General features: G+C 59.7%; 23 protein-coding genes and 1 tRNA gene. 8 read left to right on the top strand and 16 right to left on the bottom strand.

What is annotated here, in order from left to right:
• The first annotated feature begins 2 nt into the window (after nucleotides 1-2).
• The gene (locus D6858_RS11520; RefSeq protein WP_120110403.1) at nucleotides 3-1,388 is read left to right on the top strand and encodes a sensor histidine kinase; all 1,386 of its coding nucleotides are present in this window, start codon (nucleotides 3-5) and stop codon (nucleotides 1,386-1,388) included.
• Between the two features lie 224 nt (nucleotides 1,389-1,612).
• On the opposite strand, the gene D6858_RS11510 is transcribed toward D6858_RS11520, so the two are convergent.
• Together D6858_RS11510 and gltX are read right to left on the bottom strand one after the other, a co-directional pair.
• Nucleotides 1,613-2,899 carry a citrate synthase gene (locus tag D6858_RS11510; protein WP_120110397.1) on the bottom strand — a complete coding sequence of 429 codons (1,287 nt, stop codon included), beginning with the start codon at nucleotides 2,897-2,899 and terminating at the stop codon, nucleotides 1,613-1,615.
• Between the two features lie 14 nt (nucleotides 2,900-2,913).
• Nucleotides 2,914-4,344, bottom strand: coding sequence for a glutamate--tRNA ligase (gene gltX, locus D6858_RS11505; RefSeq protein ID WP_120110393.1), 1,431 nt, complete (start codon nucleotides 4,342-4,344; stop codon nucleotides 2,914-2,916).
• 29 nt (nucleotides 4,345-4,373) lie between these two features.
• Here gltX and D6858_RS11500 point away from each other — a divergent pair, with 29 nt between their 5' ends.
• A complete protein-coding gene (locus D6858_RS11500; protein WP_120110389.1) occupies nucleotides 4,374-6,557 on the top strand; it encodes a ComEC/Rec2 family competence protein in 2,184 nt (727 codons plus the stop codon).
• A gap of 15 nt (nucleotides 6,558-6,572) precedes the next feature.
• Here D6858_RS11500 and lexA read toward each other — a convergent pair whose 3' ends face one another.
• The 10 genes from lexA to D6858_RS11450 form a co-directional block, all read right to left on the bottom strand.
• The gene (lexA, locus tag D6858_RS11495) at nucleotides 6,573-7,253 is read right to left on the bottom strand and encodes a transcriptional repressor LexA (protein ID WP_120110765.1); all 681 of its coding nucleotides are present in this window, start codon (nucleotides 7,251-7,253) and stop codon (nucleotides 6,573-6,575) included.
• Nucleotides 7,254-7,322: 69 nt separating this feature from the next.
• A complete protein-coding gene (locus D6858_RS11490) occupies nucleotides 7,323-8,528 on the bottom strand; it encodes a molybdopterin molybdotransferase MoeA (RefSeq protein WP_120110386.1) in 1,206 nt (401 codons plus the stop codon).
• Complete coding sequence (gene moaC / locus D6858_RS11485) at nucleotides 8,525-8,998, bottom strand: cyclic pyranopterin monophosphate synthase MoaC (RefSeq protein WP_120110761.1); 474 nt, start codon at nucleotides 8,996-8,998, stop codon at nucleotides 8,525-8,527. The genes D6858_RS11490 and moaC overlap by 4 nt, the downstream gene beginning before the upstream one ends.
• Nucleotides 8,999-9,186: 188 nt before the next feature.
• Nucleotides 9,187-9,975 carry an indole-3-glycerol phosphate synthase TrpC gene (gene trpC, locus D6858_RS11480; protein WP_120110383.1) on the bottom strand — a complete coding sequence of 263 codons (789 nt, stop codon included), beginning with the start codon at nucleotides 9,973-9,975 and terminating at the stop codon, nucleotides 9,187-9,189.
• A 28-nt stretch (nucleotides 9,976-10,003) separates the two neighbouring features.
• Entirely contained in the window at nucleotides 10,004-10,996 is a 993-nt protein-coding gene (gene trpD / locus D6858_RS11475; protein WP_120110381.1) for an anthranilate phosphoribosyltransferase, read from the bottom strand.
• Nucleotides 10,993-11,577: an anthranilate synthase component II gene (locus D6858_RS11470; protein WP_120110758.1), complete on the bottom strand. Its 585-nt coding sequence runs from the start codon at nucleotides 11,575-11,577 to the stop codon at nucleotides 10,993-10,995. The genes trpD and D6858_RS11470 overlap by 4 nt, the downstream gene beginning before the upstream one ends.
• A gap of 54 nt (nucleotides 11,578-11,631) precedes the next feature.
• Nucleotides 11,632-12,588, bottom strand: coding sequence for a prolyl aminopeptidase (gene pip / locus D6858_RS11465; RefSeq protein WP_120110378.1), 957 nt, complete (start codon nucleotides 12,586-12,588; stop codon nucleotides 11,632-11,634).
• 21 nt (nucleotides 12,589-12,609) lie between these two features.
• Entirely contained in the window at nucleotides 12,610-13,467 is an 858-nt protein-coding gene (locus D6858_RS11460) for a phosphodiester glycosidase family protein (RefSeq protein WP_225081491.1), read from the bottom strand.
• Nucleotides 13,464-14,969, bottom strand: coding sequence for an anthranilate synthase component I (gene trpE, locus D6858_RS11455; RefSeq protein WP_225081492.1), 1,506 nt, complete (start codon nucleotides 14,967-14,969; stop codon nucleotides 13,464-13,466). Before trpE ends, D6858_RS11460 begins: the two co-directional genes overlap by 4 nt.
• A gap of 21 nt (nucleotides 14,970-14,990) precedes the next feature.
• On the bottom strand, nucleotides 14,991-16,997 hold the full coding sequence (locus D6858_RS11450) for a peptidylprolyl isomerase (RefSeq protein WP_240623822.1): 2,007 nt from the start codon (nucleotides 16,995-16,997) through the stop codon (nucleotides 14,991-14,993).
• 158 nt (nucleotides 16,998-17,155) lie between these two features.
• Here D6858_RS11450 and tpiA point away from each other — a divergent pair, with 158 nt between their 5' ends.
• The 3 genes from tpiA (at nucleotide 17,156) to D6858_RS11435 (ending at nucleotide 20,089) form a co-directional block, all read left to right on the top strand.
• On the top strand, nucleotides 17,156-17,920 hold the full coding sequence (tpiA, locus tag D6858_RS11445; protein ID WP_120110366.1) for a triose-phosphate isomerase: 765 nt from the start codon (nucleotides 17,156-17,158) through the stop codon (nucleotides 17,918-17,920).
• A gap of 91 nt (nucleotides 17,921-18,011) precedes the next feature.
• Nucleotides 18,012-18,362: a preprotein translocase subunit SecG gene (gene secG, locus D6858_RS11440; protein ID WP_120110362.1), complete on the top strand. Its 351-nt coding sequence runs from the start codon at nucleotides 18,012-18,014 to the stop codon at nucleotides 18,360-18,362.
• A gap of 92 nt (nucleotides 18,363-18,454) precedes the next feature.
• Nucleotides 18,455-20,089 (top strand): CTP synthase, encoded by a 1,635-nt coding sequence (locus D6858_RS11435; protein ID WP_120110358.1) that lies wholly within the window; start codon nucleotides 18,455-18,457, stop codon nucleotides 20,087-20,089.
• Between the two features lie 441 nt (nucleotides 20,090-20,530).
• Here the strand turns inward: D6858_RS11435 and D6858_RS11430 are convergent, their stop codons facing one another.
• Nucleotides 20,531-20,998 carry an Hsp20 family protein gene (locus tag D6858_RS11430; RefSeq protein WP_120110354.1) on the bottom strand — a complete coding sequence of 156 codons (468 nt, stop codon included), beginning with the start codon at nucleotides 20,996-20,998 and terminating at the stop codon, nucleotides 20,531-20,533.
• A gap of 165 nt (nucleotides 20,999-21,163) precedes the next feature.
• On the opposite strand from D6858_RS11430, the gene grxC reads away from it, so the two are divergent.
• Genes grxC through D6858_RS11415 form a run of 3 tightly spaced genes read left to right on the top strand, consistent with a single transcriptional unit; the run spans nucleotide 21,164 to nucleotide 22,743 of the window.
• A complete protein-coding gene (gene grxC, locus D6858_RS11425; protein ID WP_120110750.1) occupies nucleotides 21,164-21,430 on the top strand; it encodes a glutaredoxin 3 in 267 nt (88 codons plus the stop codon).
• Nucleotides 21,427-22,242 carry a carbon-nitrogen hydrolase family protein gene (locus D6858_RS11420; RefSeq protein WP_120110350.1) on the top strand — a complete coding sequence of 272 codons (816 nt, stop codon included), beginning with the start codon at nucleotides 21,427-21,429 and terminating at the stop codon, nucleotides 22,240-22,242. Before grxC ends, D6858_RS11420 begins: the two co-directional genes overlap by 4 nt.
• Nucleotides 22,243-22,251: 9 nt before the next feature.
• A complete protein-coding gene (locus D6858_RS11415) occupies nucleotides 22,252-22,743 on the top strand; it encodes a DUF1178 family protein (protein ID WP_120110347.1) in 492 nt (163 codons plus the stop codon).
• Nucleotides 22,744-22,842: 99 nt separating this feature from the next.
• On the opposite strand, the gene D6858_RS11410 is transcribed toward D6858_RS11415, so the two are convergent.
• The 3 genes from D6858_RS11410 to D6858_RS11400 all read right to left on the bottom strand — a co-directional run bounded on the left by D6858_RS11410 (nucleotide 22,843) and on the right by D6858_RS11400 (nucleotide 24,342).
• Nucleotides 22,843-22,919: transfer RNA gene (locus D6858_RS11410), tRNA-Arg, on the bottom strand.
• A gap of 61 nt (nucleotides 22,920-22,980) precedes the next feature.
• Nucleotides 22,981-23,847 (bottom strand): mechanosensitive ion channel family protein, encoded by an 867-nt coding sequence (locus D6858_RS11405; protein WP_120110343.1) that lies wholly within the window; start codon nucleotides 23,845-23,847, stop codon nucleotides 22,981-22,983.
• 147 nt (nucleotides 23,848-23,994) lie between these two features.
• Nucleotides 23,995-24,342, bottom strand: coding sequence for a hypothetical protein (locus D6858_RS11400; protein WP_133305283.1), 348 nt, complete (start codon nucleotides 24,340-24,342; stop codon nucleotides 23,995-23,997).
• Nucleotides 24,343-24,499 lie beyond the last annotated feature (157 nt).

Below are 24,499 nucleotides of genomic sequence, written 5' to 3'. Positions count from 1 at the left end.
CGATGCCTGCGTCCAATGGAATAATCGCTAATGCACGGAGTGACCGGGATGACCGGTTGATCGAAGCAGATGAACCTCTTGCGGGGCTGCAAATTCGCTGCGGTGGCGAATTGCCCGGAAAAATCGCAATTCCCGAATTGCTCGAACACGTCCGTAAAGCGCGCTCCTTGGGTTTACGGCTTGCGCGTACGATTCATGCGCTCGATGGTAACGAGATCGTTCGGGCATGGGTCGAGATCGCGCCTGATCCAGATCCGCAACAAGGCGGCTGCACGATTTCTGTTGGCACCTGGCATACGGCCAATCCGCCCAGCGAAAGTGATACGCAGTCAGCGGCCCGACGCATCGCGATCGACCGCGAACTTGCAGAACTGACAGCGCGGCTTGATAGCGAACAGCGTGTTGTCGCCGTCGATGCGCGTGCGGCTGATTTACAGCAACTCGCAGAAACGATGAGAGAACGCCCCGCTGCTCAGTGGACTGAACTGGTCGTGTTCCCCGGATTGGAGCATCGTTTGCCTTTGCACTGGCGCTTGCTCGATGGCGCAATGTGCCGGATCGACGGGTCCGATCGGGAATGGATGGTGACCATTGTTCCGCTGGGTGAGCCAACGCCGGGAAGAGCGGGTTTTGAACTGATGCTGGTGGCCCAAACGCCATTGGCGACACAAACCCAGCAACCACAAAGCCCGACACTCGAAACGCCAATTCCCGCCATCTTCGGTCGGGAGCTGACGCCCGCGTTGCGACAACCGATCACGCGGATCATCGCCAATGCGGAAACGATCCGGGCCAAGCTGGCGGGGCCGCTGGCAGAGGAATACAGTGCCTATGCCGCGGATATTGCGTCAGCCGGGCAGCACCTTCTTTCGCTGATCGAGGATCTCTCAGATCTCGAAGTAGTCGAATCCGATCAGTTTTCGACCGCTCCCGATCATATCGATCTGGCGGATGTCGTGAGGCGGGCCAGCGGGATACTCGGTGTGCGGGCGCAGGAACGACGGATCACTATCGTTCCCCTGGACTCAGACGCGCATTTGCCTGCAACAGGTGAATTCCGCAGGGTATTACAAATACTCCTGAATTTGCTCGGCAATGCGATCAGATATTCGCCCGAGGGATCCCGTGTGACGCTCAGCCTTTCGAGGGCTGATGGAATGGCACAAGTTGCTGTGATGGATGAGGGCCCGGGTTTAACCGAAGAGCAGATCGCATCTGTGTTTGGCAAGTTCGAGCGCCTTGGCCGCAGCGGGGATGGGGGTTCCGGTCTCGGACTCTATATTTCGCGGCGTCTGGCACGGGCAATGGGGGGGGACCTGATTGCTGTAAGCGCGCCGGGGCAGGGGGCCCGGTTTATTCTCTCGATCCCTGCGAGGGATGCGCCTTAACCGGCATCATGCCGTCGGGGGATTGTCAGCCCCGCCCCAAGCACAAGGACACCCGTTGCGCCAATAATCGCGCCGTTGGCAATCCAATTGCGATTGGCGAGCATGAAGCTTTCTGGCGGCCACATAACTATTCCTGCGCCTTGAAGCGCGAAGAAGCCACCGAACACGGCCAGGAGGCCGCCCATCGAGATCAACAAAGTCCGAAGGGCGGCCACGATAGCAGGTTAGCGCTTGTCGACTGGCACATAATCGCGCTGCGTCGGGCCGGTGTAGAGCTGACGCGGACGGCCGATCACCTGACCGGGATCGGAAATCATTTCGTTCCACTGCGCGACCCAACCCACGGTGCGGGCGAGAGCGAACAGGGCGGTGAACATAGTGGTAGGGAAGCCGATGGCCGACAGGATCACGCCGGAATAGAAATCGACATTGGGAAACAGTTTTTTCTCGATGAAATAGTCATCGTTGAGAGCCATTTCTTCAAGACGCAGTGCGGTTTCGAAGACCGGATCGTTGACCTTGAGCGCATCGAAAACCTCGCGCACGGTCTTTTGCATCACAGTCGCGCGCGGATCGTAATTCTTGTAAACGCGGTGGCCAAAGCCCATCAGGCGGAACGGGTCGTTCTTGTCCTTTGCACGTTCGATATAGTGCGGGATCTTGTCCGGTGTGCCAATCTCACGCAACATGTTGAGAGCCGCTTCGTTTGCGCCACCATGAGCGGGGCCCCACAGGCAGGCGATGCCTGCTGCGACACAGGCAAACGGGTTTGCGCCAGATGAGCCGGCGAGGCGCACGGTCGATGTCGAAGCGTTCTGTTCGTGATCGGCATGAAGGATGAAGATGCGATCCATCGCCTTTTCAACCGCCGGGTGGACCTCATATTCCTCTGCCGGGACGCCGAACGTCATCCGCAGAAAATTGCCGGTATAGCTGAGGGAGTTGTCGGGCTGCATGAACGGCTGCCCGATCGAATATTTGTAAGCCATCGCCGCGATCGTCGGCATTTTCGCGATCAGCCGGTGGCTGGCAATCTTGCGCTGTTCCGGGTCGGAAATATCGGTGCTGTCATGATAGAAGGCGGACAGAGCACCGACCACGCCGCACATCACCGCCATCGGGTGAGCGTCACGACGGAAGCCCTGATAGAACTGCCGCAGCTGATCGTGCAGCATCGTGTGGCGAGTGATTGTGTAGTCAAATTCGTCAAGCTCAGCCTGTGACGGCAGTTCACCGTTCAACAACAGATAGCTGACTTCCATAAAGCTGGATTGTTCTGCAAGTTGGCCAATAGGATAACCGCGATGGAGCAGGACGCCTTCTTCACCGTCGATAAAGGTCAGCGCGCTTTCGCAGCTGGCGGTGGATTTGTAGCCGGGATCGTAAGTGAACGCCCCGGTAGATCCGTAAAGCTTTCGGATATCGATCACGTCCGGCCCAAGGCTGCCCTCCAGAACCGGAAAATCGTACCCGGTACCACCGAGTTCCAGTTTAGCTTGCTTGTCCGCCATGATCGGTCTCCTTGTTATGTGTTATCCGCCCCGGAAGTCGCGACAGCGGGATCGATCTGATCGTCTATCCGCGCCAGCGCCTCGTCTCTTCCGAGAAGGACCAGTACGTCGAAAATTCCGGGCGACGTGGTCGTCCCCGTTAGTGCTGCGCGCATCGGCTGCGCGAGCTTGCCGAAGCCAACATCAAGCTGCTCGGCGAGTGATTTACTAGTGGCTTCAAGAGCTTCGATTGTCCAGTCGTTTTCCCCGTGCAGCGCCTGCGATACACGGGTGAGATATGCGCGCCCATTGTCGTCAAGCAGCTTGGCTGCTTTCTCATCGATCGACAGAGGGCGGGACTTGAACAGAAACGCGGCGCCATCCGCGAGTTCATCGAGATTCTTTGCGCGAAGCTTCAACTGGGGCATCGCCTTTTCAAGAAGTGCGATATCGACCTTGCCTTGCATTCGCGGTGCGACGAGCATGGCGAGGCGGGCGTCGTCCGCCGCGCGAATATAATGCCCGTTGAGGTTTTCCAGTTTCTTCAGATCGAAGCGAGACGGGCTCTTGCCAACGCCGTCTAGATCAAACGCAGCAATCGCTTCTTCTTTGGTGAACTCTTCCCTGTCGCCGTGCCCCCAACCGAGGCGCAGCAGATAGTTGAACAGTGCCTCGGGAAGAATGCCGTATTCATCGCGATAGGTATCCGCGCCAAGGGCCCCGTGGCGCTTCGACATTTTGGCGCCATCGTTACCGTGGATCAGGGGAATGTGGGCGTATACCGGTTCTTCCCAGCCCATTGCGCGATAGATCGGCAACTGGCGGAAAGCATTGTTCAGGTGGTCGTCTCCTCGGATCACATGGGTTACACCCATATCATGATCGTCAACCACCACGGCGAGCATATAGGTCGGTGTGCCGTCTGCCCGAAGGAGGACGTAGTCGTCGATCTCCGCATTCTGAACAGTTACGCGCCCTTGCACCGCGTCATCGATAACCGTTTCGCCATCTTGTGGCGTCTTCAGGCGGATAACGAACGGTGCGCCATCGGGCGCCTCTGAAGGATCGCGATCGCGCCAGCGCCCGTCATAGCGCATCGGTTGCTTGTTTGCGCGCTGTTCGGCCCGCATCGCTTCCAGCTCTTCCGGTGTGGCAAAGCATTTGTATGCGTGCCCCGATTCGAGCAGTTGATTGGCAACTTCGGCGTGCCGGGCCGCGCGTTGAAACTGATAAGTGGGTTCGCCGTCGAAATCGAGACCAAGCCAGTCCAGCCCGTCGAGGATTGCGTCGATCGCCTCGGTCGTGCTGCGCTTGCGATCGGTATCTTCAATCCGCAACAATACTTTGCCGCCGTGATGACGGGCGAAAAGCCAATTGAACAACGCGGTCCGCGCGCCACCGATATGGAGGAATCCGGTCGGCGAGGGAGCGAAGCGCGTGACAACTGCTCCGCTACTGCTTGTCATGCGACGGCGTTTCCTTATCCAAACAATTCATGATCGCCCATATGGTGTCCGATGTGCCCCAGGAGAAGGGGCGGGAACCGGGGGATGCTGCACTGCAGCGTCCTTGGCGGAAGGCGGTGGAATTGTCCAGTGTGCTGGCATCAGCCAACGAATTCCTCGCCACCAGAGGCTTTGAGCGTGTGCCGTGGCTGGCCATCGCGCTGGGGTCCGGGATTTCGTTGTGGTTCTTTCTGGGACAACCCTGGCAATGGGGCGCAACGATTGCTCTCGCGATGCTTTGCGCCGCATCGGCCCACTATTGCTGGCGGGAAAAGCAGGGGCGCGAATACCTGTCTGTGGCGATCACGGGCATAGGTATCGCGATCGCGATGGGCGTGGCCCTCATCTGGGCCCGATCCGAACTGGTCGGGGCAGATCCCCTATCCCGCCCGGCAGTAGTCACCATCGATGGGCGAGTGCTGGGACGTGAAGATCAGCCAGCGCTCGACCGCACCCGGCTGACACTCGCCTATCGCGATGCGGACGGTGGTGCACCGCGAAAAGTGCGGGTCAATGTGCCGACGTCGGCCATGTTGGACGATATCGAGGATGGCGCGCGAATCTCACTGCGCGCACGCCTGATACCGCCGTCGCCGCCGCTTCTGCCGGGAAGCTACAACTTCGCGCGTACCGCGTGGTTCAGCGGACTGGCGGCGACCGGGTCCCTGATCGGAGAGATCGAACTGGTGGAGGCGTCACCGCCCGATCGATGGAACCTCAGCCAACTCCAGCGCGCATTGTCGCAGCATGTGCGCCACCAGCTCGACGGTGCGCCGGGCGCAATCGCGGCGACTTTCGCCAGCGGGGATCGCAGTGCGATTGGCGCCGGCGACGAGGTCGCGATGCGGGATGCCGGGCTCACCCATTTGCTTTCGATCAGCGGATTGCATGTCAGTGCAGTGATGGCGGCCGCTTATCTGCTACTGATCCGTTTGCTCTCCCTGTGGCCATGGCTGGCGTTACGGGTGCGCTTGCCGCTGGTTGCCACCGGCATCGCCGCCGGGGCGGGCGTGGGATATACCTTGCTCACAGGCGCGCAAGTGCCCACCGTGCGTAGCTGTGCGGCAGCTCTGCTGGTGCTGGGCGCGATGGCATTGGGGCGAGAGCCATTATCGCTGAGGATCGTGGCCGTTGCGGCGGTATGTGTCATGCTTTTGTGGCCTGAGACGGTTGTCGGTCCCAGTTTCCAGATGAGCTTTGCTGCAGTGGTCGCCATCGTAGCGCTGCATCGAAGCGTTCCGGTGCAACGCTTCATGGCCCCGCGGGAGGAGGGCGTGATAAGGCGTAGTGGGCGCAGGATCACGATGCTGCTGATTACCGGGCTGGTGATCGAAATTGCCTTGATGCCAATCGTGTTGCTCCATTTCCACCGTGCCGGAATATATGGTGCGATCGCCAATGTGTTCGCCATTCCATTGGTGACCTTCGTTTCCATGCCGCTGATCGCTGCGGCTCTGCTGTTCGATATATTCGGGCTGGGCGCTCCCTTCTGGTGGCTGGCAGGCCGTTCGCTCGATTTGCTATTGGCCATCGCCCATTTCACGGCGGAGCAGCCGGGGGCGGTCAGGCTGATGCCGCAGATGGGGGCGATGACTTTCGCGTTGTTCCTTGTCGGCGGATTATGGCTGGCGCTGTGGCAAGGGCGGGTTCGGCTGTACGGCCTTGTTCCGGCAGCGGCAGGAACCATTGCTTTGCTCGCGACCCCAACCCCGGACTTGTTGATAACCTCTGATGGGCGGCAGGTCGGTATCGTGGGGGAGGGGGATCGGCTATTGCTTCTGCGCGACAGCAAGAGCGCGTTTTTGCGAGACAACCTCCTCGAAATGGCTGGCACGGAAGGCGAACCCTTGCCGCTGGATCGCTGGCCTGGTGCGCGATGCAGCCGTGAGTTCTGCACCGTTACACTCCGTCGTGGAGAGCGCGACTGGCACCTGTTGCTGGCGCGCGGCCGGACGCTGGTGGCGGAACGTGCGCTGGCTGCGGCCTGTGCGCGTTCGGATATCGTGATTGCCGACCGCTGGCTGCCAAGATCATGCAAGCCGCGATGGATCAAAGCCGACAGGCGATTGCTAAGCCGGACAGGCGGCCTGACGATCGATCTGAAGACCGGCACAGTGACAACTGTTGCCCAATCTCAGGGCGCGCATGGCTGGTGGCCTCAGAGCAGACGATAGCGCGCCAGCCCGCTATCAGTGATAACGACGCAGCAGACCGGACAGACGCCCCTGCACCACGACTTCATCGGGGCGATAGATCTGCGGTTCGTATGCACCATTGGCCGGGTCGAGCCGAACCATACCGTTTTCGCGCCGCAGATACTTGAGAGTCGCTTCCTCATTACGGACCAGCGCGACGACGATTTCCCCGTCGCGAGCAGTATCCGTGCGCTTTATGAGCGCGAAATCGCCATCGAAAATGCCCGCCTCAATCATCGAATCGCCGGAAACTTCCAGCGCGTAATGATCACCCGGCCCCAGCAGCGCGGCAGGCACAGGCAGAGTGCTGTGGCTTTCCAGAGCCTCTATCGGTGCGCCCGCTGCGATCCGGCCGTGTAGCGGAATTTCGATTACATCGTTTGCCGGTTCGGGGCGGGCAGGTGCCTTGTTCAGCGGCACGACATTATCGTTCTTCGCCTTGCGCGGAACCGAAACCGAATCTTCGGGCTGTTTTATCACTTCGAGCGCGCGCGCGCGATTGGGCAACCGGCGAATGAAACCACGTTCTTCCAGCGCCGAGATGAGGCGATGAACACCGGACTTGCTCTTCAGGTCGAGCGCTTCCTTCATTTCCTCGAATGAAGGCGAAATGCCACTTTCTTCAAGGCGGCGCTGGATGAACTGAAGCAATTCATGTTGCTTGGCGGTGAGCATCGCGTTCTTCCCATAGCGTTCCATAAAACGGAACGAACGCGGAACAAGTAGGCAACCTTTTTGGCGGGGTCAAGCATTTCCGCCATTTTTCAGCACCAGTACCCGGACGCTGTCGCCATGCAGCGCCGCAGGTGCGCCAATTGGCCGCTCGATCAGCACGTCAGCGTTCGCCAGTGCGTGCAATGCGCTGCTGTCGCGCTCTGCAATCGCCGCCACCCCGCCTTCAGCCCACACGCCGCGCATGAATTCCTGCCGCGCACCGCCGACCGGCAGCGAGCCAGACAAGCGGGCATCGATGAAGCGGGGCAGGGGATCGCCAGCCCCGCCCATCCGGCGCAGAAGAGGGAGCAGGAAGAGGTGCGCGGTGACGAATGCCGACACGGGGTTTCCGGGCAAACCCAGCACGATAATCCCGCCCTTGCGCGCGACAAGCAGCGGCTTGCCAGGGCGAATGGCCACTCGCCAGAAATCGATTGTCGCGCCCCAGTCTGCCAGTGCGGTTCGCATGTGATCGTGATCCCCGACCGACGCCCCGCCAGTCGTGACAATCACGTCTGCGCCCGCGGCAGCCTCCAGTGATTCGCGGAGAGCGCGGCGGCTATCGGCAACAGGGGGTTGCACGAGGGCTCTCGCGGCCAGCTCGCTGCACATCGCGGCGAGCATCGGCCCATTACTCGCTGGCAGAGCATCGGGCCGGGCGGGATCGGCATGGGCAGTCAATTCATCGCCCGAATCGATTATAGCGACAACGGGCCTGCCGCCGACTTTGAGCTGCCACACGCCGGCGGCCATTGCGAGCGCCAGACTTGCGGCATCGATCCGGGTTCCACCGTTCAGGAGCGTGTCGCCCGCAGTGAAGTCGAAACCCTTGCGCCGGATATAGCGATCTGTCGGGCGGTCCCCTTCGGGGTCTGCGACGCGCACCGTGCCAGCGTCTGTGCAGGCGTTTTCCTGCAACAGAATCGCACCCGCGTCCGTCGGCATATGCGCGCCGGTGGAGATGCGAACTGCCTCTCCACGGCCCAGCGTACCGGCAAACGGATGACCGGCGGCGCTCTCTCCCACCAGTTGCCACGGCCCGCCTGTGTCGTCGGCCCGCATCGCATAACCATCCATCGATGACAGGTCGGCCACCGGTTGGGTGCGGCGGGCAACAAGCGGTTCAGCCAGATATCGCCCGCATGCCGCCGCCGTCTCGATCGTCTCGCTTCCCAGCGGCACGACATCCTGCAACAAGCGCGCCTGCGCCTCGTTCAAAGGGATCGGTGGCGTCATGGCTCCGCGCGCCACGGGCCAGACTTGCCGCCATCTTTGGCGATCAGGCGAACCTGATCGATCACCATGCCCTTATCGAGCGCCTTGGCCATATCGTATATTGTCAGCAATGCCACGCAAGCTGCTGTCATTGCCTCCATTTCAACCCCGGTCTTGCCGGTGAGCGCCGCCGATGCGGTCACCGAAAGCGCGCCCTGTTCGAACGCGAAGTCGATTGTGACCGTTTCCAGCGGCAGCGGATGACACAGCGGGATCAGGTCCGCTGTCTTCTTTGCCGCCATGATCCCGGCAATCCGCGCGGCGGCCAGAACATCGCCCTTTGGCGCGTCACCATCGCTGATCGCTGCCAGCGCGGTTTCTGACATCGTGATGCGGCCTGAGGCAACGGCCTTGCGCGCGGTTTCGGGCTTGCCGCCAACGTCCACGATTCGGGCCGCGCCGTCGGCATTCAGGTGAGTCAGACGCGCCATTGCCAACTCCTTGATATCGCTCGATCCAGCAGGAGACATGGACCGCATGTTACACTGTCCAGAAGAAGAAAAATCCACCTGCCCATTTCGCCGCTGAAAACGGGTGCCGAAATCAAGGGGGCGAGGTGAGCCATAACCGCCTTCTGCCACAGCGAGGGCAGGTAGGACAGAGGATCGGTCGGTGGAGGTTATCCTTCCAGCAAAGTGCGGGTTGCCGCTTCGACGTCGGCTTGTCGCATCAGACTTTCGCCCACCAGAAATGTGCGGACGTTGCACCGGGCGAGCCGTTCGATATCCGCGTGGGTGTTGATCCCGCTTTCCCCGACCAGCAATGCTCCCTCTGGCGCAAGCGGCGCGAGTTGTTCGGTCGTGGCAAGATCGGTGCGGAACGTCTTGAGATTTCGGTTGTTCACACCGATCAGGCGGGATTGCAGGCGCGCGGCCCGCTCCATTTCCCCCTGATCGTGGACTTCGACCAGCACGTCCATTCCGCGCTCAATCGCCGCAGCTTCGATTTCCGCCATCAAACTATCGTCGAGCGCGGCGACGATAATCAGGATGGCATCGGCCCCGATCGAACGCGCTTCGGCCACTTGCCAGGGATCGACCATGAAGTCCTTGCGTAACACCGGCAGCGAGCAAGCGCGGCGCGCATCGGCAAGGTAATCCTCATGTCCCTGAAAATAGGGGGCATCGGTCAAAACCGAGAGGCACGCAGCGCCCCCGGCCTGATAGGCAGCCGCATGTTCGGCAGGGCGAAAATCAGGGCGGATCAGCCCCTTGGAGGGTGATGCTTTCTTGATTTCCGCAATCAGCGCGTAACCGTTTGCCGCCTTGCGTTCGAGCGCATTGCGAAAACCGCGTGGCGCGGTCTGATCGCGGGCGGTGCGTTCGAGGTCGTCGATAGTGGCCAGCGCCTTGCGCGCGGCAACCTCTTCACGCTTGGTCGTGCAGATTTCAGCGAGTTTATCGCTCATGACTGTCTGATCCGCTGGCTGGGTCGCATTATCGTGCCATCTCGATCCAGCGTTCGAGCAAAACGCCCGCTCTGCCAGAGTCGAGCGATTCCACCGCCATCGCCGCCCCTTCGGCATAATCCGACGTTTTACCCGCCACCACGAAGCAGGCGGCCGCGTTCAGCAACACAGCATCGCGATAAGGGCCGGGCGTTCCCATCAGCAGCGCCCGCAGCGCCTTGGCATTGTGAGCCGCATCGCCGCCCCGGATCGCTTCGATGGGGGCGTGGGGCAGGTTTGCCTGCGCGGCATCGACGCGCCGCATCTCGAAATCGTTGCCTTGTACCACGGCCACTTCGTTGCCGCCTGCCAGGCTCAGCTCGTCCAGCCCTTCGTCGCCCGATACAATCATCGCGCATTTTGTGCCGAGGCGGGCAAGTGCCTCCGCATAAATTGGAACATATGCGGGGCGGGCAATCCCGATAAGCTGCCCCTGCACCCCCGCAGGATTGGAGAGCGGCCCCATCAGGTTGAAAATGGTGCGCCGGGCAAGCCGTTGGCGGATCGGTTGGATGCGCGCCATCGCCGGATGATGGTTCTTCGCGAACAGGAAGCAAATGCCCAGTTCGTTCAATGTCTTCTCAGCGGTTCTTCCCGCTGCGTCCATATCGAGCCCGAGCTGTTCCAGCGTATCGGCGGCCCCGGCTTTGCTGCTGGCGGCGCGATTACCGTGCTTGGCCACCGGAACGCCAGACGCGGCCACCACCAGACTAACTGCGGTCGATACATTGAGCGTGTGGTGCCCGTCGCCGCCCGTGCCGCAGCAGTCGATGGCATCGGCAGGCGCGTTGATCGGGATCAGCCGCGAACGCAATGCCCGCGCGGCCCCGGCGATTTCGGCAGCGGTTTCGCCCCGGTCAGACAGCGCGCACAGGAAACGGGCGATCTCGTCTTCGCTCGTTTCACCGTCGAGCACCCATCCGAAGACCTCTTCGGCTTCGCTCTCGCTCAGGTGCGGTTCGGCCTGTGGCAGCGTTCTCATGCCACGTCCTCCCTCTGGAGGCCGCACAGGTTTACGAAATTGGCCAGCACGGCGTGGCCATGTTCGGTCGCGATGCTTTCCGGGTGAAACTGCACCCCGTGGATCGGCAGGGTTTCGTGGCGGAACCCCATGACGTGGGTATCCTCGCTCGTCGCGTTGACCTTCAGCACCGCGGGAACGTTTTCCACCACCAACGAGTGATAGCGGGTAGCGGTGAAGGGGGAGGGTATCCCGGCGAACAGACCGGTTCCGTCATGGCTGACAGACGATGTCTTGCCGTGCATCAATCCCCCGCGCACAACGCGCCCGCCGAAATACTGGCCGATAGACTGATGGCCAAGGCAGACGCCCAGCAACGGCCTTTCCGCGTCGGCACAGGCCGCCACCAGATCGAGGCTGATGCCTGCTTCGTTCGGGGTACAGGGGCCGGGAGAGATCAGGAAACCGCTGGCGCCGGTCGCAATCGCCTGTGTCGCAGTCAGCGCATCGTTGCGCTCCACCCGCACCGGAGCGCCCAGTTCCATCAGATAATGGACCAGATTCCAGGTGAAGCTATCGTAGTTATCGATGACGAGGATCATATCGGGCGATCCCTTGGCGCGTTGTGCGGCGCGGGGCAAGCCCCGCCGGGCTGGTCAGCTCTTTCCGGCAAACCGATCGGTGGCGCGTACCAAACCATCGGTTATGCCGGGTTCCGAGAAAAGGTGACTGGCATCGGGCACGATTTGCAGCTCGACCTCCGGCCACGCCTGTTTCAGTGCCCATGCCGCGGCGGGGGGTGTGCAGCAATCGTGCCGCCCCTGAACGATCACGCCGGGGATACCGCGCAACTTCGCCGCCCCTTTCAGCAACTGGTCCGGTTCGAGCCAGCACATGTGGCGGAAATAGTGGTTCTCGATCCGCGCGCAGGCGATCGCATGGGCTTCGTCGGTGAAATCGGCCAGCATTTCGGGATCGGGCAGCAGGGTAACGGTGACGCCTTCCCACCGGCTCCACGCCTTGGCGGCGGCAACGCGGGTTTCACGGTCTTCGCTTGTCAGCAATTCACCATAAGCGGCCAGCAAATCGCCCCGGCGGTCTTCCGCGATATGGCTGCGAAAAGCGTCCCACTCTTCCGGGTAGAGTTCGCTGGCACCGTAGCGGTACAGCCAGTCGTATTCGCTCTGGCCGCCAAGAAAAATTCCACGCAGAACCAGTTCGCTGGTCCGCTCAGGATATGTTTGGGCATAGGCGAGCGAGAGTGTTGAGCCCCAGCTGCCGCCGAACACCATCCATTTGTCGTGGCCGCACATTTCGCGCAGCCGCTCTATATCGCTGACCAGATCCCACGTGGTGTTGTGATCGAGGCTGGCGAACGGGGTCGAACGCCCGCAGCCGCGTTGGTCGAACAACAGAATATCATACAACGCAGGATCGAACTGCCGGCGATGATCGGGGCTGCATCCGCCACCGGGGCCGCCATGGAGGAATACTACCGGCTTTCCGCCCGGTGTGCCGCAACGTTCCCAATAGAGCGAATGACCGTGGCCAACATCAATCATCCCACTGTCATAAGGTTCGATCGGCGGATAGAGCGTGCGGCGTTCGGTCATGGCAACTTCCTGATCGGTGGATTATTTCTCGCTTACCACCACGAGGGGGCCAAGCGGGCCTCTGCTATCCATGCGCTCGCTCGCGGGATCCCACAAGGCCGAGACTCCGCCATCGAGATAGAGGGCCTCCTGCGCTTTCACCACATCGCGATAGTAGCGCGCCAGTTTGCCGAAGCTGATGGCTTCGTCGGAAATCACGAAATGGGCCCGGCCCTGCGGATCGATACCGACCCCGTTTCGCACTGTGCGGCTTGGCCCGTCTTCGGTGATTTCGGGATGGAGTTTGCCGCGGATCAACAGCATCGGGCCACTCTGCGTGCCAAAGTCAGGGCGGTCCGCAACGCTGTGATAGAAATCGTTGCTCGTGCGGATATGCCAGTCGCCTTTGCCGCCGTAGAAAACGCCGTTGGGCTGCATATGGAAGTTACCGGGGCCGTCGTTGCGGTTGAGTTCCTTCAACCGGTTGCCGCCCTGCACATAATATCCGATGGGCTTGCCTTCACCATCGAACATGCCTGCGTTCATCGCGAACAGAACAGGTGGTGCATCATCCGAACGCTTCGCTGCCAGTTGAGCGAAGCCACGATAAGGCGCCCCATCTCTGGGGCCGAGCACCAGCGCGATGCGATGCTTTGCCGGATCGGCAATGCAGTCCGTCAGCTTGGCGCCATCGAATGTGACCTGTTTGCACACGGAAGCGACACTCCCAGTCGGCGTCGGACTGGGCGCATCGCTGGCCTTGGCCTTGTCCTTGCCCGTGGGGAGGGCCTTGCCTCCACCGTTCGGCCCTATGGCCATCCGTTCGACGGGCTCGCCCTCCTGCTGCGATCCACATGCAGCCAGTGCGAACAGCAACGCCAGTGGCAATCCGCGCTTCACTGGCCGAAACCCGGCTCGCTGGCGATCCGTGCAGCTTCACGCGCGGCAGCGAACAGAGCGCCTGCCTTCGCCTCGCATTCCCGCTGTTCATATGCCGGGTCGCTATCGGCCACGATACCGGCGCCGGCCTGTACGTTCATGATCCCGTCTTTGACGACTGCAGTACGCAGCACGATGCAGCTGTCGACCGATCCGTCGGGCGCGAAATAGCCGACGCCGCCAGCATAGGCACCACGGGTTTCCGGCTCCAGCTCAGCAATGATCTGACAGGCACGTACTTTCGGCGCCCCGCTGACTGTGCCTGCCGGGAAGCCCGCAAACAGCGCGTCGAGAGCATCTTTTGACGGATCCAGTGCGCCGATCACATTGCTGACGATGTGCATCACATGGCTGTAACGCTCTATCGTGAAGCTGTCGGTGACCTGTACACTGCCGCGCGAGGCCACCCGGCCAACATCATTGCGGCCCAGATCGAGCAGCATCAGATGCTCCGCCCGTTCCTTGGCATCGGCCAGCAGGCTTGCTTCGGCCTCCCGATCGGCCTCCGCCGTTTTACCGCGCGGACGGGTGCCAGCAATCGGGCGAATGGTCACTTCACCGTCGCGCACCCGGACAAGGATTTCAGGGCTCGATCCGACGACCGCAAACCCAGGCAGGTCAAGGAAATAGAGGAACGGAGAGGGATTCACGCGCCGTAACGCGCGGTAGAGCGCAATCGGCGGCAGAGGGAACGGGCAGGTGAAACGCTGCGCCAGCACGACCTGAAACACATCGCCCGCCTCGATATAGGCTTTGGCGCGATCGACCATCGCTTCGTATGCGCCCGCCGCCATTGTCGGTGTGAGCGCCATATCCGGCAGATCGTGTGCCACCGGAGAAGACGGGACGGTGCTTTCCAGTTTCCGCAGCGTTTCGTCGATCCGTTCCTGCGCGTCGTCAACGGCCCGATCAGGCACGGCGGCACTCGGCCACACGGGGGCGACGCAAGTCAGCTCTTCCCCCAGTCGGTCGAACACCAGCAGGACTGTAGGGCGCACGAACAGCATATCGGGCAATTGCAGCGCGGAATCGGGGGCGCGCGGCAGCTTTTCCACCAGGCCAATTGTTTCGTACCCGAAATAGCCGACCAGACAGGTGAGGGCAGGGGGTAAACCCTCTGGTACGTCGATCCGACACGACGCGACCAGCGCGCGCAATTCCTCCAGCGCCCCACCATCGCAATCGTGGAAAGCCTCGCGGTCTGTTCGCCAGTCAGCATTGATCGCTGCCCGGTTGCCTTGTGCCCGGAACACGAGATCGGGGTCGAGCCCGACCATGCTGTAACGCCCGCGTACCTCGCCACCTTCGACCGATTCGAGCAGGAAGTCGCCCCGGCCCGGCTCGATAAGCTTCAACGCTGCGCCAATGGGGGTTTCCGTGTCAGCGAGGACCTTGCGCCAAACGAGCGCAGGCTTGCCCGCTGCAAGAGCGTCACGCGCCGCGCGGGCGTTATCGGGAGCCAATTCGCTCAGCTCGCCCTCCTGTCAATTTGCGTTGTTGGCGCCGGTGAGTTGCTTACGTACCGCGTCGATCGCCTTCTGGTTGCGTTCGACTTTCATATCGGCCCGGATGGCGGCCCGCAGAGAATCGGCATATTCACGACCGAGCATCTGGCCGAGTGTCTGCTGAGCCGCTGCGATCTGCGGATCCTTCGCATCGATCTTGCCCGGTTCAATGTCTTTCAGGGAAACGACGAACCAACCGGCATTGTTGGGCCCTTCCAGTTTCTTGCTCGTGCCTTTCGCCATCGAGAACATCAATGCCAGCGGAGGCGGGACACGCTGTCCTGCTCTCGCGAGTTCTTCGCGGGTCAGGTTGAGATCGTCGACGGCAGGAAGTTTAACCTTCTCGGCAGAGATTGCCGCTTGCAGGCTCTGCCCCTTTTTCACCCGATCCAGAACGCGCGTTGCCGCAGCTTTGGCCGCCTTGCTTCCTTCGCTGGCGCGCCATGCAAGAGTGAGATCGTCGGTGATCTCTTTCATTGGAGCGGCCGCGGATTCGGTAATCTGCGACGTTTCGAAAATGATATAGCCACTGTGATCCGCAGTCGCGGCAATTTGCGGCTGACCTTCGTCCATTTCGAACGCGGTTTGCAAAACTGGACGGATTACTTCGGGAGCCATATCGCCCGGTGTTTCGCCATATACACGGCCATCTGCGACAAGTGGCTGGGTCGATTTCACGTCTGCTTTCAGAGTCTTGGCAACGTCAGACAGAGATTCACCGTTGTCGAACCTGTCCTCGATATCGCTCGACATTTCGGACAGCGCCTGTGCCCGCTTTTCATCGCGGAGCGCAGTTGCGATTTCCCCGCGCACCTGATCGAGCGTGCGCGAAGGGATGGTTTTCACTTCGTCCACCCGCACAACATACCATCCCAAGCTGCCGCGCGCCGGCGTCGCAACCTTGCCGCGAGGCGCGGAAAAAACAGCCTTGGCCACTGCATCGGATGCCTGCGAAGCGAGATCCTTGCTATCAATGGCATCGACGTGACTGACTTCGAATCCAGCCTGACGGGCCGATTGTTCGAGCGAACCACCCGCATCGACCTTCTTGCGAATATCTTCTGCAGCCTGTTGGGTGGGAACGATCAGCTGAGTCAGCTTGCGCTGCTCGCCCCCGGCATACATCGACGCCTTATTCTTTTCATACCGCGCCTTGATCTCGGCATCCGTCGGTTCGACATTGCCCAGCGCTTCGTCACCGAAAACTGCGTATCGCAGAATCCGGCGCTCGGGGCGGATGAAATTCTTTTTGTTCGCTTCGTAATAGGCGGTGAGCTGCTTTTCCGTCGGTTTACCCTTCGGTGCGAAAAGGTCGCTTGGCAAAATGGCGACGCTGCCCTTGCGCCGTTCCTTGATAAGCGCGGCATAGCGAGCCGCGATCTTCGAAGGCATTTTGGCGCCGAATGCAGCCGGCACCAGCACTTGTTCCGCCAGCAACCCTTGCGCCAGATCGGTGCGGACCTGCTGGTCGGTCAGTTTGCGCTGTGCCAGCATCTGGCGATAGAGAGAATCGTCGAATTCGCCATTGGGCCCGGCAAAGGCCGGGATACGGCGTATTTCACTGTTCACCAGATTATCGCCCGCGCGCAGCCCGATCGAGTTGGCAAACTGAGACAAGGCTTTGCGGTCGATCAACTGGTTCAGCACATCGTCCATCGCCCCCTGTTCAATCAGGGAAGCCATCGATTCAGTGGGGTTCTGCTGGCGAACATTATCGAGCGCGCCTGTCATCGCCTGGCTGAATTCCGCGCTGCCGACCTTTTCGCCGCCGACTGACGCGACGTTATCGCCCCCGGCTATTCCACCGAAAGCGGCGTTGCTGGCGACATCGCCGCTGGCAAATGCGACTGCGATAAGTGCAAGGAATGCCAGCGTAAAAGCGACACCGAACTTCGTTTTGAAGACATTGCGAAAAGATTGGAGCATAGTGGCGGTTAACTTCTTCCACTGATAACAGGTCAGCGCGCCATTGGCGCATACAGACACGCGCTTTAGAGGGCCTGCGTATTTGTCGCAACAGGTCCAATCCGTTTTGACCGATTTACAAACTCGGACTAGCCGGATCGGTATTCTGCATCCTATAGGGATGCTCCCATTCAGGGAGCATCCCTCCTATCGCATTCAACAGACGTGAGGATTTCGTCATGGCCCTCCGGCCGTACATCGTCGGTAACTGGAAAATGAACGGCACACGCTCGATGCTTTCCGAAGCTCGATCGATCGATCGTTCGGCGCAACGACTCATGAAAGTGGAGGTCGCGCTTGCGCCGCCATACACGCTGATTCATCCGGTTCACCGCGAGGCGGAGCAGATCGGCGTTGGCGCGCAGGATTGCCATCACGAAGTGGAGGGGGCGCATACTGGCGATATCTCCGCGACGATGCTGGCCGATGCCGGTGCGAAATTCGTTATTCTGGGACATAGCGAACGGCGCCAGAACCACGGCGAAACCGATGAATTGGTAAATGCGAAATGTCATGCCGCCATTTCTGCCGGGCTGAAGCTGATAGTTTGCTGCGGCGAAGCGGAGGAAACCCGCAACGCAGGAAATGCAGAGCCTTTCGTGATTGCCCAGCTACGCACCTCGCTGCCTGAAACGCTGGATGATGCAGCAGAGCGACTCGCTGTCGCTTACGAACCGATCTGGGCTATCGGCACCGGCCGCACTGCGACCACCGACGATATTGCGGCAATGCATGGTGCCATTCGGGCATTGCTGGTTGAGCGTTTTGGCGAGGAGCAGGGCGGGGCGGTCCGCATCCTTTATGGCGGTTCGGTCAAACCGGAAAACGCCCGCGAAATCCTCGAAACCGCCGATGTCGGTGGTGCGCTGGTGGGTGGTGCCAGCCTGACTGCGGAAAGCTTCCTCGGCATCGTTGCCGCGGGCGCCGACGTTCAGGAAAGCTAGCGGCACGGGCAGAACATAACAGCCCGTACCCTTGCCCCGGCGCACATGCGCGCTTAGATGCGCGACAACCTGTTGTTAGAGTATCCGTTCGATGTCCTCACTTTTTCTGTTCCTCATTGTCGTTCAGGCGATCATCGCCGCAGCCCTCGTCGGGGTTATCCTGATGCAGCGCTCGGAAGGGGGCGGGCTGGGTGTCGGCGGCAATCCCACGGGACTGATGAGTGCGCGCGGCGCGGCGGATTTCCTGTCGCGTGCAACCAAGTGGCTGGCGATTGTTTTCGTGCTACTGTCGATTGTGCTGGCGGCGATGGCCGCTGAAACCAGCACCGGCGGGTCAAGCATCGAATCGACCCTTGACCGCTCGGCACCGGCCTCGGCTCCTGCGGCGCCCGCGCAACAGGCTCCTGCTCAGGACGATCCGCTGTCCGGCGCTGCCGGCTAACTTTTTTGTTCAATCGCCGCTGTGGATTGCGGCGCGAGCGGTGCGTATTCCGCTTGCGCCGACTCCTGAATGCGGCTTAAGGCCCGACCCCCATGGCGCGGTACATTTTTATCACCGGCGGCGTGGTTTCCTCGCTCGGCAAAGGTCTCATGGCAGCGAGTCTCGCGGCTCTGTTGCAGGCGCGTGGATATCGCGTTCGGATTCGCAAGTTTGATCCGTACCTGAACGTCGATCCCGGCACGATGAGCCCCTATCAGCACGGCGAAGTCTACGTCACCGACGATGGTGCTGAAACCGATCTCGACCTTGGGCACTACGAACGCTTCACTGGCGTTTCGGCGCATCAGGGCGATAACATCACCTCGGGTCGAATCTATCGCGATATCATCGCGAAGGAACGGCGGGGCGACTACCTCGGTGCAACGGTGCAGGTTATCCCGCACGTGACCGATGCGATCAAACAATTTGCACAGGCTGATACCGACGATCTCGATTTCGTATTGTGCGAAATCGGCGGCACAGTCGGCGATATCGAAGGGCTGCCCTTCATCGAGGCGTTGCGCCAGATGCGTAACGAACTGGGCCGGGACAATACCTGCTTTGTCCATGTAACCCTCGTGCCCTATATCGCGGCGGCGGGTGAACTGAAGACGAAACCGACGCAGCATTCTGTGCGCGAATTGACCGGGCTGGGCATTCAGCCGGATGTTCTGCTGTGCCGTTGCGAACATCCGTTGCCGGATAGCGAACGCGCGAAGATCGCGCTGTTTTGCAATGTCCGCAAGGAAGCGGTCATCCCCGCACTCGATGCCAGCAGCATCTATGCGGTTCCTTTGCAGTATCATCATGAAGGGCTCGATTCCGAAGTGCTGCGCCACTTCCTCATCACCGACGCGCCGGCACCCGATCTGGCGCGGTGGAATGACATTATCGATCGCTACGAGCATCCGGAAGGCGAAGTGACCATTGGCGTTGTCGGCAAATATGTCGGCTTGCCAGATGCCTACAAGTCGCTGAACGAAGCACTGATCCATGGCGGCATGGCCAACCGTGTGAAGGTCAATATCCGCTGGATCGATGCCGAGATATTCGAAGGCGACGAAGACGATATCGCAGCCCGTCTTGAACCGATGCACGGCATTCTGGTGCCGGGCGGGTTCGGGGAACGCGGCAGCGAAGGCAAGATCGCATCGGTTCGGTTCGCGCGTGAACGCAATGTTCCGTTCCTGGGCATCTGTCTCGGTATGCAGATGGCGTGCATCGAAAGTGCGCGGGCCGCGGGGCATGAACATGCCAGCTCGACCGAATTCGGTGACACTGATGAACCGGTTGTCGGCATCATTACCGAATGGATGAGCAAGGAAGGCCTCCAGCAGCGTAGCTCTGAGGGCGACCTTGGCGGCACGATGCGACTGGGTGCATACGAAGCGAGACTTTCACGCAACAGCCGTGTCAGCTCGATCTATGGTGGTGCCGAGTCGATCAGTGAGCGTCATCGCCATCGTTACGAGGTCAATTCCGCGTATCGTGATGCGCTGGAAGGGGATGGGCTGGTGTTCTCTGGCATGTCTCCCGACGGACTCCTGCCGGAAATCGTCGAGCGACCCGATCATCCGTGGTTTATTGGCGTACAGTTCCACCCAGAGCTGAAGTCCAAACCTTTCGACCCCCATCCGCTGTTCGCCGGTTTTATTGAGGCGGCACTTCGGCAGGCTCGTTTGGTCTGACTCAAATTCAACCCCTGAAGCTGCGGTCAGACACTTTCACCTCTGTTTTGCAGCGAATTTATACAAGTATTTCTGTGCATTAGCTGCTAAGATTTGCTTTATGATAAACGACTGTCCACAAAGGCAGTTCGAATCATTCGACGTAATTGTTGTACGCTGGTGTATTCACTCACACGATCAGGGGGAGAGGGGCTTTTTCGTCATCTTCATCCTGACAAAAGTACAAGCTCCGACCGGAGATGATCGTCTTCTGCGACCCGGACGATCACTTTCGGAAAGAGGCGGCGTTATCGCCGTTGGGGGCGGGTCTTTGGGCCCGTCCCCTAAATTTTATCAGGAGCCGGAGTGATCAGCGGTTTTTCCGGTTGGTGAGAGAGCCGCGATGCAAAAAGGGCGACCTGTGCAGGCCGCCCTTGAAAAATGCGATGAATACAATCGCGATCAGGCTGCGTCGGCTTTCTTGTCATCCTTGACGACTTCGAGCGCTGGCTGCCCGCCAATGGCGATTTTCTTGGGCTTCATCGCTTCGGGCACTTCTCTCACGAGATCGATCACCAACAGACCATCAGCGAGATCAGCATTATCGACGCGGACATAATCGGCCAGTTCGAAACGACGTTCGAACCCGCGATTTGCGATGCCAACATGCAACATTTCGCCGTCGGGCGCATCGTCGCGCTTGCGGCCCTGAATTACCAGCAAGTTCTGTTGCGCGGTAATATCGATATCGGCCGGACGGAAACCGGCGACCGCCAGAGTGATGCGATATTCGTCATCACCACGGCGTTCTATGTTGAACGGTGGATAGTTATCTCCCGAATTATTGCGGACTTGCCCTTCGAGCAAATCGAATAAACGGTCGAACCCGACGGTGGTGCGACGATAGGGGGTGAAATCGAGACGTGACATGGTACAAATCCTCCTACGAGCAATTTGAATGACGTGCCGGACCCGCATCGGGCGCCCGGCGTTTCTTTCATTGCTGCCCGGTGAAACGGCGCAGCAACGGATATGAGATAGGGTTGGCCCAACCGCTTTCAAGAGCGTGGCGCGCACCCGGATGAAAGGATGGAAATGGCGGTACCAACTGTCGAAATTTACACGAAATTCGGATGTGGATATTGTTCACGCGCGAAAGGCCTTCTTAAGAGCAAGGGTGTCGAATTCACCGAATATGACATCACGCTGGGCGGGCCCAGGAAGGCGGAAATGCTGGAACGCGCGCCTGATGCGAGAACGGTCCCGCAAATCTTCATTGGCGAAACCCATGTGGGTGGCTCGGACGATCTCGCCGCTCTTGATCACGCCGGAAAATTAGACGCTTTGCTGGCGGGCGAATGACGCGCATCGCCTTGCTTCAGATGACAGCCGGGATCGATCCGGAAGAAAATGCCGCTGTCGTTGCCGAAGCTGTTACCGAAGCGGCGCTGGGCGGGGCAAAAATCCTGTTTACCCCCGAAATGAGCGGACTGCTCGATCGCGATCGGGTGCGGGCTGCTCATCATATTGTGCCTGAGACAGACAATCCGGTTCTCGCCGCTGCGCGAACGTCCGCAGATATTCACGGCATCTGGGTTGCGATCGGTTCTCTCGCCTTAAAGGGCGATGGCGAAAAATGGGTCAACCGTTCGCTTCTGATCGATGATTCAGGCCGGATCGTTGCCCGCTATGATAAAATTCACATGTTCGATGTTGATCTCTCCACAGGTGAGAGTTGGCGGGAATCGAATGCCTATACTCCCGGCAAGAAAGTCGTTGCCGCTGATAGCCCGGTCGGGAAACTGGGCCTGAGCATATGTTATGATTTGCGCTTCCCCGCCCTGTTCGAAGCGTTGGGGCGAAAATCGTGCGATGCAATCGCCGTGCCCGCTGCTTTCACCGTAACTACTGGCAAGGCCCACTGGCATGTATTGCAACGCGCGCGTGCAATAGAGGCAAGCGCATATGTGATTGCGGCCGCGCAAGTAGGTAAGCACGCGGACGGACGCGAAACATATGGACACAGCCTCGTGGTCGATCCGTGGGGCGATATCGTGCTCGATATGGGTGGGAGTGATACGGGAATTGGCTTTGCCGAGATCGACCCGGCACGTATTTCGGAGGTGCGTTCGCAACTGCCTAGCCTTGCCAATCGCCGTGAAATCTCCATGTAGGCGCCCGTTATGATTGTTTTCGACTTACATTGCGCCAATGGGCACCGGTTCGAAGGGTGGTTCGGTTCCTCCAGCGATTTTATGGATCAGCAGGAATGTGGCCTGGTCATTTGCCCGGAATGCGATACCAGCGATGTTGCCAAGGCACCTATGGCTCCAGCAGTTCCTGCGAAATCCAACCAGCGCTCTGAAATCCGGCAGTCCTCTGACATGTCGGATAACTCCGATGTGGAGAGGGCGCCGGTCAAAACCGGTCCATTGCCGCCTGAAGTCGAAAAAGCGATGGTGGCCTTGGCGCAAGCTCAGGCAGAAGCGCTCAAGAAAAGCACCTGGGTTGGCGACCGCTTCGCTGAAGAAAGCCGGGCGATGCATTATGGTGAAAGGGATCAGGCCCCGATTCACGGGCAAGCGTCACGTGAAGAAGCTGAATCCCTTATGGAGGAAGGGATTGCCGTGGCCCCGCTACCCTTTCCTGTTGCCCCGCCGGAAGAGTTGAACTGACGCTGCCGAAGTGGCGAAAAAGGTGAGGGCCTCGGTGGCGAGACAATAGTCTGACCTGCCCCTCATACCCAGAGTGCAGCAGCCCGATCGAAGACTGAATGGTGCGCCCGACAGGATTCGAACCTGTGGCCCCCAGATTAGGAATCTGGTGCTCTATCCTGCTGAGCTACGGGCGCACCGGGCGCGATCCATAGTCACGCGACCCGGCGCTTGCAATTGCTGAAAGCGCTATACGGGTCAATTGGCAGAGGCCAATGGCGCAAGAGGCACGGGCTCTTTGAAGGTATGGGTGACGTAAGGAAACGGTATTTCAATCCCAGCCTCATCCAGCGCCTTCTTGATGGCTTTGATCGCTTCTGCCTTTGTCTTGCGTAAGTCGCGTGAAGCAGACTGAGCATACCATTGGACCAGAAAATCAACCGAACTCGCGCCGAATTCCTGTGCATACACTACCACCGGGCGATCCGAAACGATGGCCTCGACCGTGCCCATCGCTTCTAAAATCACCCGTTCGGCCATTTCCAGATCGGTGTCATATGCCACGCCAACGATCAGATCGTTTCGCCGTATTGTGTCATCGGTGAGGATTTTGACCGGATTCTTAAATAAGATGGAGTTGGGCATGATCGTCAGTTCGTTAGACAGCTGGCGCACATGCGTTTCGCGCAGTGTGATTTTTTCGACTTTGCCGAGCACACCTTCCACTTCGATCAGGTCGCCGATCCGCATTTTATCGCGCAGCATGATGAGAACGCCCGCAAGGAAGTTCTCAAAAATGTCCTGAAATGCAAACCCAATAGCCAGCGCGCCGATACCCAGGCCGGCGATTGCGCTGCCAGGAGTAAATCCGGGCAGCACGATTGCAGCTGCGATCAAAAGGCCAACCAGCCACACCCCAAGCCTGACCAGCGTTTGAACCAGTTGCTTGAGACTTTCTCGCAATCGTGCACGTTCAACTGCTTTGCGAGCCAGACGCGAAATGAATCGCGCAATTCCCCATGTAGCAACAAGAACGATCAGGGCTATTAACAGTTGCGGCAATGTTGCCACAAAACCTTCTGCCATAGCAATCACTTGTTCTTTGAGGACTTCCGCGTAATTCACTTTTAAATATTCCTGATTAATGTTTGTGATATTAGACTCTTACCGTGTGGAGTTTCATGCCTGAATTTCGATGTGCTTTAAAGGCATGAACCTGGCGCGCATTTGAAAAGCCAACGCCTGCCAGACCGCGACGGTTCCACTAATCGGCTAAGGTGGCCGTTTCATTTCGGAAATCGCGCGAACCAAGGCGAGATCATTCTCTTTTGCCTGCTCGCCGTCCGCAGTGGCAATCGAAGCACCATCCCTTTGCAGGCGCAGATGCCAGCCGCCGCGTTCGTTGCAGGCGATTCCCGACAGATCGTCGCGCACAAAGCCAGCGCAGTTGATGCTATCCCGATCCCGAAATCGTTCTACAATCCGGGTGTTCAGATTGCTTTCCGAAGATGACAGCGCCTCCAGTAGCTCGCCAGACGCAAAACTGAGGCCTTCGTGTTCGGTTACGACCGTGTCGGTGCGCCAGCTCGACCAAAGGACGAAGCCAAGGATGATCAACATCAGAAGCGGCAGCGGACGCAGGGCGTGACGAAAACTGGAGGAAGCCATATTCTCAGTCAGCTAGCAGCAGTCATGGCCATTGGACAAAGGCATCTTGCGCCTGCCAGCGCCCGATCTGTCGCATATTGCAAAGAAACTCCTTGAATAGCTGATTCAT

This window comes from Tsuneonella suprasediminis (genome assembly GCF_003605755.1).
GTDB lineage: Bacteria > Pseudomonadota > Alphaproteobacteria > Sphingomonadales > Sphingomonadaceae > Tsuneonella > Tsuneonella suprasediminis.
Note: the sequence above shows the minus strand (reverse complement) of the source record. Positions and strands in the feature narration are given on the sequence as shown.